This is a genomic window from Rhodococcus sp. MT28 (assembly GCF_058792695.1).
In genome coordinates this window covers 1,606,295-1,624,015 of the sequence record NZ_JBXAFD010000001.1, presented here as the reverse complement: position 1 = coordinate 1,624,015, position 17,721 = coordinate 1,606,295, and the positions used below count along the sequence as shown (strand labels likewise).

The following is a 17,721-nucleotide window of genomic DNA, read 5'->3' as shown; positions in this document are numbered from 1 at the left end:
CACGTCCGTCGCAGCAGGTATTTCTAGGATCGAAACGGGCGTGTCCCGGCCTACCGCAGTTTCTCGCTTTTCGACGAGAGTGAAGGAAACGCATGAAGATCTCACGTGTATTCACCGCAGTTCTGGCGTTACTCATGACAGTCGCGGCTGGAGTGATCTTCGGCTCCGGCGCTGCGGTGGCGAGCCCCAAGCCAACCGTCGTTCTCGTCCACGGCGCTTTTGCCGACGCGACCAGTTGGGACGGCGTTGCCGCCGACCTACGCTCGCGTGGCTATCGCGTCGTGACGCCGGACAATCCTCTACGCGGGCCCGCTTACGACGCGTCCGTGATCGAGAAGACGGTTGCGGACATCGACGGACCTGTCGTGCTCGTCGGACACTCGTACGGCGGCGCGGTGATCACCAATGTTCACGACCCGAAGGTGCAGTCGTTGGTGTACATCGCGGCGTTTGCTCCGGTTCAGGGTGAGCCGGTGCAGATCACGATCGATCCCATCAGGTTTCCTGGCAGCCAATTGCTTCCTCCGGCTCTGGGATTGAAGATCGTCGACGATCCTCACGCGATCGGCGGGAAGAACGCCGACGGCTACGTCACGGACGAGTATTTCCATTCCGTCTTCGCTCAGGATGTTTCCGACGAGACAGCGGCAACGATGTTGGCGCATCAGAAGTCTGCGGCTTTGTGGGCGAACCTCGAGCTCGGCGGGCCACCGTCGTGGGCGAACACACCGAGCTGGTATCTGGTTGCCGGTGAGGATCGCGTGATCCCAGCATCGGCGCAGCGGTTCATGGCAAACCGGATGGGCGCGAACACCAGCGAACTCCCGACCTCGCACGCATCGCTGGTTTCCCAGCCAGGGGCAGTGGCAGACGTGATCGTGGCGGCCGCTCACGGGTGAGTGTGCGACCGCCACGAAAGTAGAACAGGGTCAGGCGGAAACGATTACCGAGGAGCCGTGTCCGAACAGACCTTGGTTGGCGGTGATACCGATGCGGGCGCCTTCGACCTGACGGCCTTCGGCCTGTCCACGAAGCTGCCAAGTGAGCTCGCACACCTGCGCAAGTGCCTGTGCGGGAACGGCTTCGCCGAAGCACGCGAGACCGCCGGACGGATTGACCGGGATGCGGCCTCCGATACTGGTGTCACCCGCACGCAGGAGGTGCTCGGCCTCGCCCCGCTTGCAGAGGGCAAGGTCTTCGATCCAGTCCAGTTCCACGGAGGTAGCGAGGTCGTAGACTTCGGCGACGTCGACGTCCTCGGGAGAGATCCCGGCTTCTTCGTATGCGGCGTAGCCGATGGATTCCTTGAACGTGCGCTCCGGAGCGGGAACGGCGGAGCTGGAATCGGTGGAGAAGTTCGGCATGTCCATGATCGTCTGGGGGAACGTCGGCGTGACCGTCGAAATAGCCTTGATGCGAACAGGTTCCGCGATGCCCATCTTGCGGGCGTATTCCATCGACGTCAGCAAGATTGCGGCGCCGCCGTCGGACGTCGCGCAGATGTCGAGCAGGTGAAGGGGATTGGACACCACGGGGGAGGCCAACACGTTCTCGACGGTGACTTCCTTGCGGTAGCGCGCATTCGGATTGCTCAGCCCGTGCCTGGCGTTCTTGACCTTCACGTTGGCGAAATCCTCCGCGGTGGCGCCGTAGAGGTCGATGCGACGACGCGCGTTGAGCGCGAAGTACGCCGGGTTGGTCATACCCATGAGGCGGAAGCGCAGCCAGTCCGGGTCGTCCCAACGCTCACCGGCGACGGGAGCGAGGAAGCCCTTCGGCGTGGTGTCGGCGCCGACGACCAGGGCAACTTCGCTGAGGCCGGCCAGGATTCGTGCGCGAGCGGTGTCGAGTGCCTGGGCTCCCGTCGCACACGCGGCGTACGACGTGGCGACGCGAGCGCCGTTCCAGCCGAGTGCCTGCGCGAAGGTGGCTCCGGCGACGTATCCGCCGTACCCGTTGCGGACGGTCTCGCCGCCGACGATGAAGTCGACGTCCTGCCAATTCACGCCCGAATCGGCGAGCGCGGCGCGAGCGGCGGCAACGCCGTATTTCACGAACGACTGCCCCCACTTGCCCCAGGGGTGCATTCCGACACCGAGTACTGCGACGTCCTTGCTCATGACTGCGACTCCTGATCAGCTGCGGCGACAGGCTTCCAGCGCCACGTCGTACGTACTCCGGTTTCGTCGGTGTACAGCGGCTCGACAACCAATTCGACGGTATTGCCGACCTTGAGATCGTCGACGCCGAATCCGTCGGCCACCTGGCCGAGGATGACGATGCCCTCGGGCAGTTCGACTGCTGCGAGAGCAAAAGGCTCGTACGGATCCGAGCGCGGGATGTACGGCGGCGGGGGCTGGTACTGCGCGTCGGTGTACGACCAGACAGTGCCGCGGCGGGAGAGTTCCACGTCGTCGAACTCCTCGCTGAAGCAGCTCGGGTTCTTGCAGAACGTCGCCTCACGAGGGAAGGAAATGGTGCCGCAGGATTGGCACTTCGTGCCGATCAGAGCAGGTTCGTCGCCGGTGGTGAACCAACCCTCTACTGCAGGCGTCACACTCCCGTTCGGCGCCGGCGTTGCAGTCTCGCTCATGCAATCCTCATCTGGTTGGCGAGCCTGATCCGGGGGATCGTGGGCCCGCTGTGCCGCTTACTGGAACAGGTTGCAGTATTACACGATTTCGGCCGCTGACGGGCAAAAATTTTCGCTGAGTGGGACGCTGCCGGAACGCAGACGGCCCCGCCGGGCAGACGAGTCTGCAGGCGGGGCCGTGTGCGTGAAAGTAGCTGTTTACCTGTAGCGGATCAGCGGGCGCGAACGGGTCGACCGAATCGACGCGTCGGTTTCACCCGGGCCGCAGCGTCGAGGATGGAGGTGATCTCGACCTGATCCAGAACCTTTTCGCGGACACGGTCGTGCGCAGCGCCGCGTTCCAGTTCCGCCTTGTCGATGGCATGCCAGCCCTCGCGGTCGACGACGTCGGACTGTCGCGCCCGGACCAGACGATCGACTGCGGAGTCGTCGGCGACCGGGTTGGTCAGGCGTCCGTCGTTGAAGTCGTCGACGAGCATCCTGATCGTTTCCTGCGCGCAGGACTTGTTGGTGCCGATGAACCCACTCGGTCCGCGCTTGATCCAACCGGTCGCGTAGACCCCGGTGGCGGGATCACCGTTCGGAGCTTCGAGGACTCGGCCGTTCTCGTTCGGAATGACCGACGCACGCTCGTCGAACGGGACGCCGGGGATGGGCACTCCGCGGTAGCCGATCGAGGTGAGGACCAAGCCGGTATCGATGGTCTCAGTATCGCCGGTTGCTTCGATCTGCACGGTTCCGTTTGCGTCGACAAGAGCGTTGCGAGCGAACTCGATTCCGCTGACCTGATCGTCGCCGGTGATCGAGGTCGGCGTGAGCAGGTAGCGCAACGTGATGCGCTTGTTGCCGACGTCGACGTGATCGCGGTTCTTCAGGGCTTCGAGGAGACGCAACTTCTGCTCGACGGCATGCGGGAGTTCGCCGCGTTTTGCCAGTTCTTCGGTGGCCGAGTCGAGAACCATGTCGTCGGGTCCGACAGAGAGTTCGATGTCCGGCAGTGCCATCAGGCCGGTGAACTCGGGGACCGTGAACGCGGACTGCGCGATTCCGCGTCGACCCACGATGACAACTTCTTCGACGCGACTCTTCCGCAGAGCGGCGAGTGCGTGAGCGGAGATGTCGGTACCGGCCAACTTCTCGGGATCGGCCGTCAGAATGCGAGCGACGTCGAGCGCGACATTTCCGTTTCCGATGATGACCGCGCGGCGATGTGAGAGGTCGAAGACGTCGTCGGCGTGATCGGGGTGGCCGTTGTACCAGGCTACGAAGTCGGTGGCCGAGGCCGTGCCAGGCAGATCAGCGCCCGGAATGCCGAGACCACGGTCGGACGAAGCGCCGACTGCGTAGAGCACCGCATGGTGATTTTCGAGCAGTTCGCTGTGCGAGATGTGCTTGCCGATCTCGACGTTGAGGTAGAACTCGAAACCCTTTTGTGCGGCGATCTTGTCGAACAAGCGAGTGACCTGCTTGGTCTTCTGATGGTCCGGAGCAACGCCGGCGCGAACCAAGCCGTAAGGCACAGGAAGGCGATCGAAGACGTTGACCTGCACGTCAGGCTGAGTCAGCAACTCGTCCGCGGCGTACATCGCCGACGGTCCGGAACCGACGATCGCAACGCGCAACGGCGGTCGGCCCTTGTCGACGTGGGCTGCCGGGATGACCTTGGCGAGAAGCGGCCTGGGTCGCTCTTCCTTGTAGAAGTCCGCATTGATGGACAGGAAGACTCGCTGCGGGTCGGTCAGCTTCGACTCGGGGACGATGGCGTCGACCGGGCAGGCCGAGACGCATGCGCCACAGTCGACGCAGGCCTGCGGATCGATGTGCAGCATCTCGGCGGTGAGGAAGTCCGGCTCGTCCGGCGTCGGATGGATGCAGTTGACCGGGCAGGCGTAGACGCACGAGGCGTCGCTGCAACAGGACTGCGTGACTACGTGTGGCATGGCGCTATGAGTCCGATCTCGACTGTCCGGGAGCTACGCGGCGGCGTTGTGCGAGCTGCGGTGAGGTTCGCTACGGAAGCGTGATGCGCGGCCGTCCATCTTGCAGGCCTTCCACACCAGGCGCGAGGCACGGTTCATCAGGCCGGTGTCGGTGGCCAGCATGCGGACGTCACCGAAGTAGTTGCGCAGGGTCTGGCGCGACTCGGGCAGATCCCAGAACAGGTCCTTCTTCACGGACTTCGGGATGTCGAACTGCTTCCAGAAGGACTTCGGCGGGATGACGATGGCGTCACAGAGAATGCGCATGACGATCGGGAACAGCAGCGAGAGGACGAACCGGTTCGGGCGTGACATCAGCGGGATGCGACGGCTCAGAAGCTTGTGCGCGAACGAGATGTGACGCGCTTCCTCGGCTACGTGGATGGCCATGACCGACTGCATGATCGGGTGGATCTGGCCGCCGGCGCGCAGGATGCTCTTCTGAATGTGGTCGATCGGCTCTTCACCGGCGAGGACACCGACGAAGAACAGTTCGGGGAACGGACCCGCAGCGAGGGGAATGAAGGGTGCAAGCATCTTCATCGGACGGCTCATCCCGGGAGCGTCGGCACCGATGCGGTTGACCATCTCCTGGAACATCATCGTGTGGTTGCACTCTTCGACCGACTCGTGCGTGCAGTAGCGCGCCTCGGCCGAATCGTTGGGCAGTGAGAAGACGTACTGCATCATGCCGCGGATCAGAATGTTCTCGAACTGGAGACCGACCTTCGCGACATTGGCCTGGCGCCACATGCCGATTTCGATCTGCCTGGCCTCGGACTGCGACTGGTACCACGGGTGTGCACCCAGCGGGTCAGTCTCGGCCGGGAGGATCCAGCGGCGATCGTTCGGGACGACGGCAAACTCGGGGGAGTCCCAGTCGATGTCGAGGTACGGGTCGAAGTGCTTGTGCACCGAGCCCTCGGACAGGAGTCGAAGCGTCTCGTTGTACGAGTCGTCGGATGCTTCTCCGCGCTTGTCGAGCGGCGATGTGAGCGTCATGGCGTCTCCTCTTCGTTTCGGTCACCGCTGGTATTTCTCGCGGTGTTCGGTGGAATCGAGGGCCGGTTGTGTGATCGCTGGCACTCGGTCTGGATTTAATGTAACCCGAGGTATCAGGAAAAGCTAGTGGCAGATACTCCTGAATCCCGACGAATTCTTGACACGGCCGAAACGGCGCCATAACTTACTTTTGAGTAATTTCCGCGGTGCGTCCGAAGTGGGCTGTTCAGGGACGGGTTCGCACCGAATCGCACGCGAAGATCGAACCGAGGCCGACGTGATCAGATCGATTCTCAGCAATCTTGCATTGAGTCCGCCGACGCGTCTGCGCTCCCTTGTTCCGTCACGCGGCGTCACGCTCTCCGACAAGACGATCGTTCTGACAGGGGCTTCCTCGGGGATCGGTGAGGCGACAGCTCATCTCTTGGCTCGTCGGGGAGCCGAGATGATCCTGGTCGCGCGCGGTGAGGAAAACCTCGAACACGTACGGGACGAGATTCACCGCAGGGGAGGATGGGCACACATCGTGCCTGCGGACCTCTCCCGCGGTGAAGCCGTCGACGAACTCGCGGAGACGATCGCGGATCGATTCGGGTCGGTCGACATCCTCGTCAACAATGCGGGTCGCTCGATCCGGCGTACCGCGTTGGATTCGGTCGACCGATTCCATGACTACGAGCGCACCATGGCGCTGAACTACTTCGGGCCGACAAGACTGACGTTGCGGCTACTGCCCGCGATGCTCGAGGCGAAGTCCGGACACATCATCAACGTCGGAACCTGGGGAGTCACTGCGGGCGTGATGCCGAGGTTCAGTGCCTATCACGCGTCGAAGTCTGCTCTCAGTGCATTCGGCCGAAGCCTCGGCGCGGAATGTCACGGCACCGGTGTCGATGTCACCACAGTGCAGTTCCCACTCATACGAACACCGATGATCGCGCCGACGGCGGATTACGTGAGCCAGCCGGCGCTGACGGCCGATCAAGCTGCATCGTGGATCTTGAGGGCGATCAATACGCGTCCCGTCGAGCTGTATCCGCGGTACGCGGGGCTGTTACGAGCGATTGACGTTGTATCCCCTTCTGCCACTGACGCTCTCGTGCGAAGGGCCGGGATCTGAGGGGCTGGGATTTGAGGGGTTGGGATCTGACCAGAAACGTGCACCAGCACCGGGGCATGGTTCGTCCCCGGTGCTGATGTATTCGATTGTCGCGGTTCAGGCTGCTGTGGGTGGGCTGTTCCCGCCGATCGGCTGTTGATACGGATCGATCGACATGGGTGGATAGAACACCGTCTTCCGATCCGGGCCGATCTCGACACGCCACTCGGTGTGGTGCATCGTCCGGTGGTGATGACCGCACAACAGAACCAGGTTGTCGAGATCTGTTGGGCCACCATCGTTCCAGTGAACAATATGATGGGCATCGCACCACCCCGACGGAGTCCCGCACCCCGGAAACGCACACCCACCATCCCGAACCGCAAGAGCCCGCCGCTGCGGAACGGTCGCCATTCTCGCTTCCTTACCGCAGTCGAGCGGAACACCACTCTCATCCAGGAGGATCCGGGTGACTGTGCAGTCGCACGCCAACATCCGGGCGGTGTCGATGCTGATCGGGCCCACCCAATCCGTCCACGCAAATCCCAGCTCCTCGGTGGACGGCAACAGGTCTTTCAGAACTTTAAGGTCGGTCATGTCTTTCGCGGACGCGGTGACCGTGATGTGCGGTTTCACTCCGCCTTCGATCGGGCCCAACCCCGCCCGCTCGTACCGGCGCAACAACTCGCAAAACCCGTCCGCCCGCCGTAATGCCGGCGTGCGGGTGTCCTTGACGCCGTCCTTCTCCGGCGTCGGAGCCGACAGACTCGACAACAACGTGATCAACCGGGCCCCGTTGATCGCATCCAGATCACCCTTCACAGTGACCCGCCCGTACAAGCCTTTCGAGGCGTAGAACTCGTTACGTTCGGAATCCTCGCCGACCGGGACGCCGTCCTCGCGCTTGCCGTACTGCTTCTCGATCCGCCGAATCGCCGCCCGCACCGCATCGCAATCCGCAATGTTCTTCGACGCCAACGACAACAAAATCCCGCGAGCCTTGTCCACATCCGCCAGGGTCATGTTCTTCGGCGGATGCTGACAAAACGACGCCACCTGCCGCGCCTTCAACGCATCAACATCCCCGCGGTGAAACGCATCGCCGACAACAGGTTCGAGCATCAACAACCGCGCCAACCCGACCAGCAGACTGCACTCACCGATCTCCAAATTCGTCGAACCATGCAACCACTGCGCGATCGCCCGAAAACCCTTCCCACCGAGAACCTCCCGGGAAAACATCTCCACGATCAGCAACACCAACCGCGACTGCAACTCGTGCCGGACACGCACCAGATCCAGAACCTCCCCCTTGAGGCCCTCGCCATCCAGCTGCCACGCATCCCGACTGTCCATGCCGAAAGCATAATCGAACAAAGTTTCGAACACAAGAGAATGTGGATCGAAAATTGCTGCTATCAAATCGATTTCGACATTTCGGACAGTCGGTTATAGGCGGGTCGCCGACGTAGTCCACGTGCGCCGACGAGTGCGAGCGCCACCATCAACCCGGAGCGCAACAGCATCACGTCGGAATTGTCTGAGCCCCAGCACATTTTGCAATCGGCGTCGATCATGTTGCCGCCTGTCCCCGGCAAGCGCATGGGTCCAGCCGAGCACCAGGCCCAGGAGTGTCATCGCCAGCGTGATGGGAACGAAGACCACCAGGACCCGCAAGAAATGCCCTCGAACAAGGCTGGTGGATTCGCGAAGATCGACGAGTGGTGGAAGCGCCGGACACGACGGACACCGATTTATTACTCATCGGTCTGGTGTCGAGTGCGCATCTGCAGTCCCGAGCCAAAACCAATCTTCAGCGCTTCCGGCGGCCGAACAATACGCCGACAGTCGAGATCATGATCAGCGCCACAAGAACGACGACGATGTACGACCTGTCCGCGGCCGGTGCCACCGTTTCGCTTTCTTTGGTCACTGCATCAGTGAATGTACAGCTTATGCCTGGAGGGAACCATCCCCAGAAGTCTGTAATTCCTGCCGCTACCCTCTCCGCCCGGCCGGGAAGGAGATAATTGAATCGTGATGGGATTCCATAGTGATCAATGCACCAGCTGGGCTGATGTTGGAGGCGCAAAGAAAATGCGTCCAACAAATAGACCAAGGTTAGTGCGATCAGCGATATTGCTAGAGACGCTTGGCTTGCTCGTAATAATCGAATCTTCACGACTCGCCCGCAACAGTCACGTCATCATGGGGTGACGATGGTATTGGTTGCTGCGATCCACCGAATCCAGCCGTGCTCAAAATTGACCTGTCGACTTTGGGAGTCGCCGAGCTCTCCTGACATCGGTAGTTCAAATCGACCATCCTCGCAGCCCTGCCTCCCATAGCCAGCAAAGATAGCACCGTGGACACTTTCTCCGTGCCGAGAAACAATCGATCGTGAGATCGGGGAAGTGGTTACTGCTAGTCCGCGACAAACAGCTCGCTATTCTCATCGAATGGATCAGGCAGTGTCGAACTCGCAGGCAACGAGAAGGTCCGGTGCTCTTCGTTGGGTTGTTTTGGTAAACGCACTTATCGCAGCGTCGGCGTCGGCGATGTATGTCGCAGCGAAATGCCATCTCACCTGGCCCGAACCTGCGGATAGTGCACTCTCGATCGCCGGTGCGGTCGTTCTCTGGGTCCTCACGGCGAGTGTTGCAATCGTGCTGCTCGGAGTGTGCTGGTGGCAGCGACGCCGATGGTTGTGGTCCGATGTCGCTGTTCCGGTTCTCGTGGTGATCGCACTCGGGATCGCGGCCGCGGGGCAGCCACATTTCGATCAGTATCGGGCAGACTTCGAAACCGTTGCACAGCAACTACTTCAAGAACCTGACGATCCCTATTCCGATGGGTATCATCGTGATCTACGAATCGGCAGATTCGATATCTCCTATGCCAACGTCAGCAGTGAAGGCCACGTCTATTTCTATGACGCACGAAATGGATTGGACATCTTGGACAATCCCGGCTGGGTGTACGCACCCGATGGTGTGTCCGACAAGACCTTCAATCAGCTCCGGCTGGAAGACATCGGGGGCGGATGGTACCGATTCCCTCATCTTGTCGTTGACAGCTATTGAAACTCAAACCACCAGACCCTCCGCTCGAAGTCTCGGGCGAATGTGGTGACGCCGACCAGCATTCCTGAGGCGAACGGTAGTAGGAGTACGAGAAGCGTCGTCAAGGTGAGAGCGGTGTTGGCACGGCAACCGCCACCCCCGTCGTACCAGCGTGAGCAGATGTCGCCGAAGTCCCAACTCTCGCCCCAACGCTGAACGAACCAACCCGAAAGTGCGGCTGTCAGGATCAGTAGGAATATCGTCGCCAGTGACCATGCGATCTACCCTCGGCATTGCCGCCAGGTCGCACACATCATCGGCGAATACAGCTCGGTGAAGTGCGGATGCGTCTCATGATGAAACAATATTGTTCGTCTGATGATCCGGCCGGATTCCGAAAGCCGATACCCCGGACCTGCTCCGAGGTATCGGCCTGAGGTCAGAGGCAGAAGAAACTGAGCGAACTGATTGCCGCGTTCTGCTCGAGCTGGCCTGCGTCTCCGACGTTGCCGGCGGCGACTGACAGATCTTGAAGGGAGAGAATAGCGTCCATTGTCATTTCCTTTGTTGATCGGCATGTTTACCGATGGATTTGATCGATCGAATTGTCTTGCGGTGCTGACTCCATTTCAGATTTTTGGCCTGATGCTTCTGTGCTCCAATCTTCCGGGGTGATAACTTTCCGAACAACTAGGAGATGTGGCAGTTCGACGCGCACATCAGTGGAAACGACTGTCGGACAGTTGGCAATCCGGCATGACGGAGCAATGCCAGTATTCCCGCGGATCCGGTTGCCCAGTCTGTCGAGAGTCTCAGGTTCTGTTCACCTGGAAAGTGCAGGCCTCCTGCGTGATTGAGGCTGTGCAAGCCCAGAAGCTGAAACTGCTGTGCAAGCGTCTGTTCACAATCGGCGCCGGCGTATGGAGTCTTGGAGAGTTCGCTGAGGAACAGAATCAGCCCGGCTCGCCCGTTGAGTAGTCCGGCTTGGGCAGTGAATTCGACGGCGGCAGCGCGGGATATGGCAAGTAGCGCAGACGCGTAGCGCGGTTCGTCGACATGTCGAACAAGTTGAAGAAGTACCAGGCCCACACCGACAGACCCGGATCCGAGATACGGCATCGTCCGGCGCTCCTCTCTCAGCTGCATCGACCCGTCAGGGCACATCGACATCACAGACAGATCGATGTCGACGAGCTGGCGTGCGTGTTCCAGCGATCGAGGATCACCACTCAGTTCGTAGTGGCGAGTCCAGAACAGTGCTTGTCCGCTCGGTCCCCGCATCAGCCCACCTCGGCCGGCCACTGCCCAAGGTGTTCCGCCGGCGTCGCGGACATGCAAGCGAGCAGCTGAAATTCGTTCGCGCAGAGTCTCGGTCACGACAGCGAGAGTGGGTGACACAGTCGGTCGTGAAACCGATTCCTCGAGTAGGAGGCAACCGATTCCGGAAAGGCCGCTGAAAAGGCTGGAGTCGATGTCGTCGAGTGGGGCTCGACGCAAAGTCTCGACCCACCTGTCGGCTGTCGAATGTCGCCCGTGATGCCGAAAGGTATGCACCGCACCCGCGAGCCCGTCGAAGAAGCCGAACTTTGGTTGAGTATCCGAATCAACTTGATGTTCAGTCCATTCCAGAACTGACTCCAAGGTGTCTGCGGGAAGTACATCGGCGAGCAGGTTTCCGCACGAGCCGTGAGCAATGCCGTAGCCGTTCACTTCGAACTGGGCGATGTCACCGGGAAAGAGTCGATCAGGGCGGGAGAGATCAAGCGAGGCGAGGATGCCGCAGCGCAATAGAGCGGCCGCCCGTTGCAGGTTTTCCCCGGGCGACGTGCCCCAACGATGCGGGCGATTCTCCGGTTCCGGCGCCTGTACGTCGAGCATCGAATAGAGCGAGGCACCGAAGGCACGAGGAAGATCGAATCGAGACACCGCATAGTCGATGAGTTCGGGAATCTTGTTGCAATCGAGAGGGAACAATGTAGTAAGTGGGACAAAGAGTCCCAGCTCGATGCATCCCAACGAGTATCGATCCGCCGCGATTCCTGTCAACTGTCGAGGTGCTGTGTATCCGGGGGCTCCGGTGGACCGGGGCGGATGCTCGTCGATGTTGTGGGCCATCTCGAAGTCGATGATCCGAATACCGGACGGTGAGCACATGACGTTGCCAGGGTGAAGATCGGCATGAACGATTCCGGCGTTGTGGAAGCTCTCGACTGCGGTAGTCAACTGTTGTGCAATGTCGAGTGCCCAGGTTCTGTATTCCGTTCGGGAACTGAGTGTCTGGTCCGCGCGTATCAGTGGGTGGCGGAGCGCAACTTCCTGATTCAGGGGAGTGCCGGCAGCGCGCTCGGTGACAAGGAAGTGGTGTCCCTCGCGCTCGAACAAGCTGATCGCAGAAGGTGTGTACGGGTTGTCGGCAAGGTGAGTCAACTTGTCGTACTCGTTACGGATGCGGTCGATTGCGTACCGGCCGTTTGCGTCCGGGGCGGTAAAGGGACGGCCTTCTTTGATGACCAGATCGATGCCGGCGTCGTCGAATGCGGAGTAGATCCCCCCGCTGTTGCTGAAGTGCAGGGCTTCATTGATCGAATAGGGGAATTCGTCATGTGATTTCAGCTTGTCTTGCTGCGCGCGAACGAAGTCCGGGATTTGTACCCAGTCCGGAGTTCTGAAGGAAGTGCCGCGCACATCGGGTTCGAGCGATCCGTCAGGACGCCGAATTGCGGGGACGCGATCGCCGAATGAATCGTAGGTCTGCATGGGCAGATACGCGCCGTACCGTAAGTAGAGCGGTCCCCGGTTCCATCGCACATCGCTGAGGATGTACGGCCCGTCGGCACCGGCGACAAGCTTGTCCAGTTCGGTGATGACACGTTGTGTGGCAACACCATCCGCCGGATAGATCGTGATGAATTTTCCGCTGGAAGTTCGATTGGCCTGCTTGCTGTTGGACAACATGAGGTCTGCTGCCGTCCGAAGAAATTTGAACGGCACATGATTGTGACCGCAATACACGGAAACGGTATCGAGCAGCTCCTGCGCGTTGGCTCGGGTAGCGGAGCAGTGAATCTTCCATCCTTGTTCTGGCAGCAGACCGTCGGGCGGTTGGAAGTAGTTCCACGGTCCACTTTGGGGACCGCGCCGCCAGAGCGACCAATCCACCGACTTCGCGGGGATAAAGTGCTGGTCAGTTGATGTATCTGGTCGGGTGACCGTTCTGATTCGGTCGTAGAAATGCGGGTCGGCACGCGTGAAGGCAACGTATCGCAGGTCCACGCCAAACCTCCCGGTCAGTCCCCCTGCGGTTGTCATCGATTGGTGCCACGCCCCGAATCCCCTGTGGCTTGGATTGCTTGTGGCGGAAGGTTATCCGATTCCGGACATTTCGGGCGAAGATTGAAAACCTATCATTCGAAAGTACTAATGAATGGCGTGGGCCAGGCGAGGTCACTGATCGCCCAGCTTTTAGTCGGCCGCATTTGTTTCGAGTTCGGAGGTCCCCTCTTGACGAGAGGATCAAGTCGGTGGTAGTTCTTTAGCGAGCGCTAAGTCAGGGTGCTCCCTCGATCTCGGTCCGGTACCCGGCGCCACGAAACTCGGATGCCGGACCGCCCCAGCAATGCACGTCCTCGAAGGGAACGAAGATGACCAAGGCAGTGATCGTCGATGTAGTCCGGATCGCGTCCGGCAAGGGAAAGCCGGGCGGAGCACTGTCCGGGACGCACCCTGTCGAACTGATGGCCCACGTTCTGCGTTCCATCACCTCGCGAAACGGCCTCGACCCCGCCCTGGTGGACGACGTGATCGGCGGTTGCGTCGGCCAGGCCGGTGAGCAGGCGCTCAACATCACCCGCAGCGCGGTCCTGTCGGCAGGGTTCCCCGAGTCGGTACCCGCCACCACGATTGATCGCCAGTGCGGATCAAGTCAGCAAGCTGCGCACTTTGCGGCGCAGGGCGTGATCGCCGGGGCCTACGACATCGTGATCGCGGCAGGCGTCGAATCCATGAGTCGTGTCCCGATGGGTACCACGACGATGGGGAAGGACGCTTCCGGTCCGGGCGTCGCGGCTCGCTACCCCGAAGGCCTGGTCAACCAGGGAATCTCTGCAGAATTGATCGCCGCCAAGTGGAAGCTTGACCGCGACGCTCTCGACGCATTCTCCGCGCAGTCCCACCAGCGGGCAGCAGAGGCAGCGGCGAAGGGGCTCTTCGACAAGGAGATTCTGCCGATCTCGGTGACCAACGCCGCCGGTGAGACCGTCTCGCATATCGTCGACGAGACGGTTCGCGCGTCTACTACCGCCGAGGGACTCGCCGGTTTGAAGCCGTCGTTCTACTCGGAGAAGTACGCGCAGCGCTTCCCCGAGGCGCAGTGGTCGATCACTCCCGGTAACTCGTCGCCGCTCACCGACGGCGCGTCCGCAGCACTGATCATGAGCGAAGAAATGGCGTCGAAGCTGGGGCTGACGCCGCGAGCTCGTTTCCACTCCTTCTCCGTTGCGGGCGATGACCCGATCTTCATGCTCACCGCACCCATCCCAGCCACCCACAAGGTGCTCGCTCGCGCGGGTCTGAGCATCGACGACATCGACACCTACGAGGTCAACGAAGCCTTCGCTCCCGTACCGCTCGCCTGGGCTCACGAGTTCGGCGCCGACCCGGCAAAGCTCAACCCGTGGGGCGGCGCGATTGCACTCGGCCATGCCCTGGGGTCCTCGGGTACTCGCCTGCTGACCACGATGGTCAACCACCTCGAGGCCACCGGCGGACGCTACGGATTGCAGACCATGTGCGAGGGCGCCGGCATGGCCAACGCCACAATCATCGAACGCATCTGAAACACATAACCTTTCGAAAGGAACTCTCATGATCGTCAACGACAGCGTCGCCGTCGTCACCGGTGGAGCATCCGGCCTCGGCCTGGCCACCACCAAAGCCCTTCTTGCCGACGGCGCCAGCGTCGTCATCATCGACCTTCCGTCGTCCAACGGTGAAGCCATCGCCAAGGAACTTGGCGACCGGGTCCGCTTCGCGGCTGCAGACGTCACCGACGAGGCTGCGGTCACCGCGGCACTCGACGTGGCCGAATCCCTCGGACCCCTGCGCGTGGCAGTCAACTGCGCCGGAATCGGCAACGCAGTCAAGACGGTCAGCAAGAAGGGCGCTTTCCCGCTCGACGCGTTCAAGAAGGTCATCGACGTCAATCTGATCGGCACCTTCAACGTCCTTCGTCTTGCTGCGGAACGTATTTCGAAGACCGAGCCGATCGACGGTGAACGCGGTGTCATCATCAACACCGCTTCGGTCGCAGCGTATGACGGCCAGATCGGGCAGGCTGCGTACTCCGCGTCGAAGGGCGGCGTCGTCGGTATGACGCTTCCCATCGCCCGTGACCTCGCGTCGCTGCTGATCCGCGTCAACACCATTGCACCAGGCTTGTTCAAGACCCCGTTGCTGGCCGGACTGCCCGAAGCAGCCCAGGCGTCGTTGGGTCAGCAGGTGCCTCACCCCTCTCGCCTGGGTGATCCCAGCGAGTACGGCGCGCTTGCTGCGCACATCGTTTCCAACCCCATGCTCAATGGTGAGACGATCCGCCTCGACGGTGCAATCCGTATGGCACCGCGGTAATTTCGGCTATCACATGACTGGCGAGGTGGAGTCGGTGAGCTCGGTGGCAGTGGACTGGAGGTCCTTCCCGCCGCTGGTGATGACCGACATCCTGATGGCTTCGCTCGAGCTGTTCGACGAGAATGGTTACCACGGCACGACGGTGCGCCAGATTGCCAATCATGTCGGGGTAACCGTTCCCGCGCTCTACTATCACCACGCGAACAAAGAGGCAATTCTCGTCGCTTTGTTCGAGGTCTCGATGAGTGAGCTGAATACCAGAACCGAAGCGGCAGAAGCGGAGGCCGGCGAAAATCCGGTACGACGCTTCGCCTTGGTGGTGGAGGCGATAGTTCTCTATATGACCCACCGGTCGCGGCATGCTGCGTTGGACACCGAGATTCGGCATGTCTCACCGGAAAGCCGAAGTCGATACGCCGCCAGTCGTAAGCGGCTCGAGTTGCTGATGCGCAGGATCGTCGACGACGGTGTGGCATCGGGAGATTTCGCGGTCACCGATACCGAAGAGACCGTCCGGGCAATACTCGGTATGGCGCAGTCACTGCCGCGTTGGTTCCAGACCGGCGGTCCGATGTCACCGTCGCAATTGGCGGAGAAGTACGTCGATATCGCTTTTCACACGGTCGGCTATCGGCCGTAAAGTGCATCGCTCGTGAACGAAGGTGGGCAACAGGTGAAAACCTGTTGCCCACCTTCAGTATTCATACTTCGGCATTCACTCGGTGTCAGAGTCGCGTAACTTCGAGTCCGCCCTCGTGGTAGTCGGCGCGAAGGCGTTTCTTGTCGAACTTGCCGACGCTCGTCTTCGGGACTTCCTGGACCACGGCCCAGTTCTCGGGCAGCTGCCACTTGGCAACCTTGTCCGAAAGGTACTGTTGCAGTTCGGACATGGTGGTTTCGGAACCAGCGCGAAGAACAACCGCAACCAACGGGCGCTCGTCCCACTTCTCGTCCGGCACGCCGATGACGGCAGCTTCGGTGACGTCAGGGTGACCCATGACGGCGTTCTCGAGGTCGACCGAGGAGATCCATTCGCCGCCGGACTTGATGATGTCCTTGGAGCGGTCGGACAGGCTCAGGAAGCCGTCGGCCGTGATGGATCCGACGTCACCGGTCTTGAGCCAGCCGTCGTTGAACTTGTCTTCCGCATCGACGCCGTAGTACGACCCGGTGATCCAGGGGCCGCGCACTTCGAGCTCGCCGACGGAAACGCCGTCGTGTGCAACAACTTTGCCGTCATCGTCGATGAGACGTGCCTCGACGGATGCCGGGAAGCGGCCCTGAGAGTAGCGGTACTTCCACATCGCGTCGCCGGTGACACCGGCCGGCGGGCGGGCGACGGATCCGAGTGGGGAGGTTTCGGTCATGCCCCAGGCGTGCAGGACGGAGACGTTGTGGTCGGCTTCGAATGCGTGCATGAGGGCCGGCGGTACCGCGGAGCCGCCGATCAGAACCTCACGCATCGAGGAGATGTCCTGCGGGTTCTGCTCGAGGTAGAGGTGCAGGCCCTGCCAGATGGTGGGTACGGCCGCGGCGAACGTCGGCTGCTCGCTGGCGATGATCGCAGCCAACGGGGCAGGCTGGAGGAAGCGGTCGGGCATGATCAGCGAGGCGCCGATCATGAACGCGGCGTAGGGAAGTCCCCACGACATGGCGTGGAACTGAGGCACCACGGCGAGTGCACGATCGCCCTGCGCGAGGTTGGGGCCGTCGCTCATGCAGACCTGCATGGAGTGCAGGTAGATCGAACGGTGGGAGTAGACGACGCCCTTGGGGTCACCCGTGGTGCCGGACGTGTAACACATTGCGGCAGCGCTCAGTTCGTCGACCTCGGGCCAGTCGAACTCGGTGGGCTGATCGGCGATCAAGCCCTCGTAGGTGTGAACCTGCACTCCCTCGGGAGCTTCGAGTCCTGCAGTGGAGGAGCCGGTGACGACGATGTGTTTGACGGTGGTCAGCGACGGAAGCTGCGGAGAGAGAAGCGGAATCAGGGACGGGTCGACGATGATCACGCGGTCCTCGGCGTGATTGGCGACATGGATCAACTGCTCGGGGAACAGACGAATGTTCAGGGTGTGGAGCACAGCGCCCATCGAGGGGATCGCCAGGTACGCCTCGAGGTGCTCGGAGTTGTTCCACATGAACGTGGCGACTCGCTCGTCACCCTCGACGCCGAGCCCGCGCAGGGCGTGCGCAAGCTGAGCACAGCGCTTGCCGACGTCAGCGTAGGACACACGGCGCGGGCCGGACTCGGTCCACGTGACAACCTCGGAGGCGCCGTGAACGGAGGCACCGTGGCGGAGAAGTTGAGCAATGGAGAGGGGGGCGTCTTGCATGGTGCTCAGCATGGGCTGCTCCTGT

13 protein-coding genes are annotated in these 17,721 nt (G+C 61.3%); 6 read left to right on the top strand and 7 right to left on the bottom strand.

Going from position 1 to position 17,721, the window contains the following annotated elements; all coding sequences use genetic code 11:
* Nucleotides 1–92 precede the first annotated feature (92 nt).
* On the top strand, nucleotides 93–899 hold the full coding sequence (locus AC1Q6C_RS07810) for an alpha/beta fold hydrolase (RefSeq protein WP_492666481.1): 807 nt from the start codon (nucleotides 93–95) through the stop codon (nucleotides 897–899).
* 30 nt (nucleotides 900–929) lie between these two features.
* On the opposite strand, the gene AC1Q6C_RS07805 is transcribed toward AC1Q6C_RS07810, so the two are convergent.
* The 4 genes from AC1Q6C_RS07805 to AC1Q6C_RS07790 all read right to left on the bottom strand — a co-directional run bounded on the left by AC1Q6C_RS07805 (nucleotide 930) and on the right by AC1Q6C_RS07790 (nucleotide 5,574).
* Nucleotides 930–2,120 (bottom strand): lipid-transfer protein, encoded by a 1,191-nt coding sequence (locus AC1Q6C_RS07805; RefSeq protein ID WP_030536146.1) that lies wholly within the window; start codon nucleotides 2,118–2,120, stop codon nucleotides 930–932.
* Nucleotides 2,117–2,593 (bottom strand): Zn-ribbon domain-containing OB-fold protein, encoded by a 477-nt coding sequence (locus tag AC1Q6C_RS07800; protein ID WP_019745839.1) that lies wholly within the window; start codon nucleotides 2,591–2,593, stop codon nucleotides 2,117–2,119. Before AC1Q6C_RS07800 ends, AC1Q6C_RS07805 begins: the two co-directional genes overlap by 4 nt.
* A 212-nt stretch (nucleotides 2,594–2,805) precedes the next feature.
* Nucleotides 2,806–4,533 (bottom strand): FAD-dependent oxidoreductase, encoded by a 1,728-nt coding sequence (locus AC1Q6C_RS07795; RefSeq protein WP_042921466.1) that lies wholly within the window; start codon nucleotides 4,531–4,533, stop codon nucleotides 2,806–2,808.
* A gap of 33 nt (nucleotides 4,534–4,566) precedes the next feature.
* On the bottom strand, nucleotides 4,567–5,574 hold the full coding sequence (locus AC1Q6C_RS07790; RefSeq protein ID WP_003943163.1) for an AurF N-oxygenase family protein: 1,008 nt from the start codon (nucleotides 5,572–5,574) through the stop codon (nucleotides 4,567–4,569).
* A 277-nt stretch (nucleotides 5,575–5,851) separates the two neighbouring features.
* Between AC1Q6C_RS07790 and AC1Q6C_RS07785 the strand changes: the two genes are divergently transcribed.
* The gene (locus AC1Q6C_RS07785; RefSeq protein WP_073512519.1) at nucleotides 5,852–6,694 is read left to right on the top strand and encodes an SDR family oxidoreductase; all 843 of its coding nucleotides are present in this window, start codon (nucleotides 5,852–5,854) and stop codon (nucleotides 6,692–6,694) included.
* 96 nt (nucleotides 6,695–6,790) lie between these two features.
* Here AC1Q6C_RS07785 and AC1Q6C_RS07780 read toward each other — a convergent pair whose 3' ends face one another.
* Complete coding sequence (locus AC1Q6C_RS07780) at nucleotides 6,791–8,029, bottom strand: HNH endonuclease signature motif containing protein (protein ID WP_218681165.1); 1,239 nt, start codon at nucleotides 8,027–8,029, stop codon at nucleotides 6,791–6,793.
* A 1,103-nt stretch (nucleotides 8,030–9,132) separates the two neighbouring features.
* On the opposite strand from AC1Q6C_RS07780, the gene AC1Q6C_RS07775 reads away from it, so the two are divergent.
* Complete coding sequence (locus AC1Q6C_RS07775; protein ID WP_210377826.1) at nucleotides 9,133–9,756, top strand: hypothetical protein; 624 nt, start codon at nucleotides 9,133–9,135, stop codon at nucleotides 9,754–9,756.
* Between the two features lie 669 nt (nucleotides 9,757–10,425).
* On the opposite strand, the gene lanKC is transcribed toward AC1Q6C_RS07775, so the two are convergent.
* Nucleotides 10,426–13,008, bottom strand: coding sequence for a class III lanthionine synthetase LanKC (gene lanKC, locus AC1Q6C_RS07770; protein WP_210377825.1), 2,583 nt, complete (start codon nucleotides 13,006–13,008; stop codon nucleotides 10,426–10,428).
* Between the two features lie 368 nt (nucleotides 13,009–13,376).
* Here lanKC and AC1Q6C_RS07765 point away from each other — a divergent pair, with 368 nt between their 5' ends.
* The 3 genes from AC1Q6C_RS07765 to AC1Q6C_RS07755 are packed head-to-tail and all read left to right on the top strand — an operon-like array spanning nucleotide 13,377 to nucleotide 16,000.
* Complete coding sequence (locus AC1Q6C_RS07765) at nucleotides 13,377–14,570, top strand: thiolase family protein (protein ID WP_030536138.1); 1,194 nt, start codon at nucleotides 13,377–13,379, stop codon at nucleotides 14,568–14,570.
* A gap of 28 nt (nucleotides 14,571–14,598) precedes the next feature.
* A complete protein-coding gene (locus tag AC1Q6C_RS07760) occupies nucleotides 14,599–15,360 on the top strand; it encodes a 3-hydroxyacyl-CoA dehydrogenase (RefSeq protein ID WP_003942978.1) in 762 nt (253 codons plus the stop codon).
* A gap of 13 nt (nucleotides 15,361–15,373) precedes the next feature.
* Complete coding sequence (locus AC1Q6C_RS07755) at nucleotides 15,374–16,000, top strand: TetR/AcrR family transcriptional regulator (protein WP_065455052.1); 627 nt, start codon at nucleotides 15,374–15,376, stop codon at nucleotides 15,998–16,000.
* An 85-nt stretch (nucleotides 16,001–16,085) separates the two neighbouring features.
* Here the strand turns inward: AC1Q6C_RS07755 and AC1Q6C_RS07750 are convergent, their stop codons facing one another.
* The gene (locus AC1Q6C_RS07750) at nucleotides 16,086–17,708 is read right to left on the bottom strand and encodes a long-chain fatty acid--CoA ligase (RefSeq protein ID WP_042451581.1); all 1,623 of its coding nucleotides are present in this window, start codon (nucleotides 17,706–17,708) and stop codon (nucleotides 16,086–16,088) included.
* Between the last annotated feature and the right edge of the window lie 13 nt (nucleotides 17,709–17,721).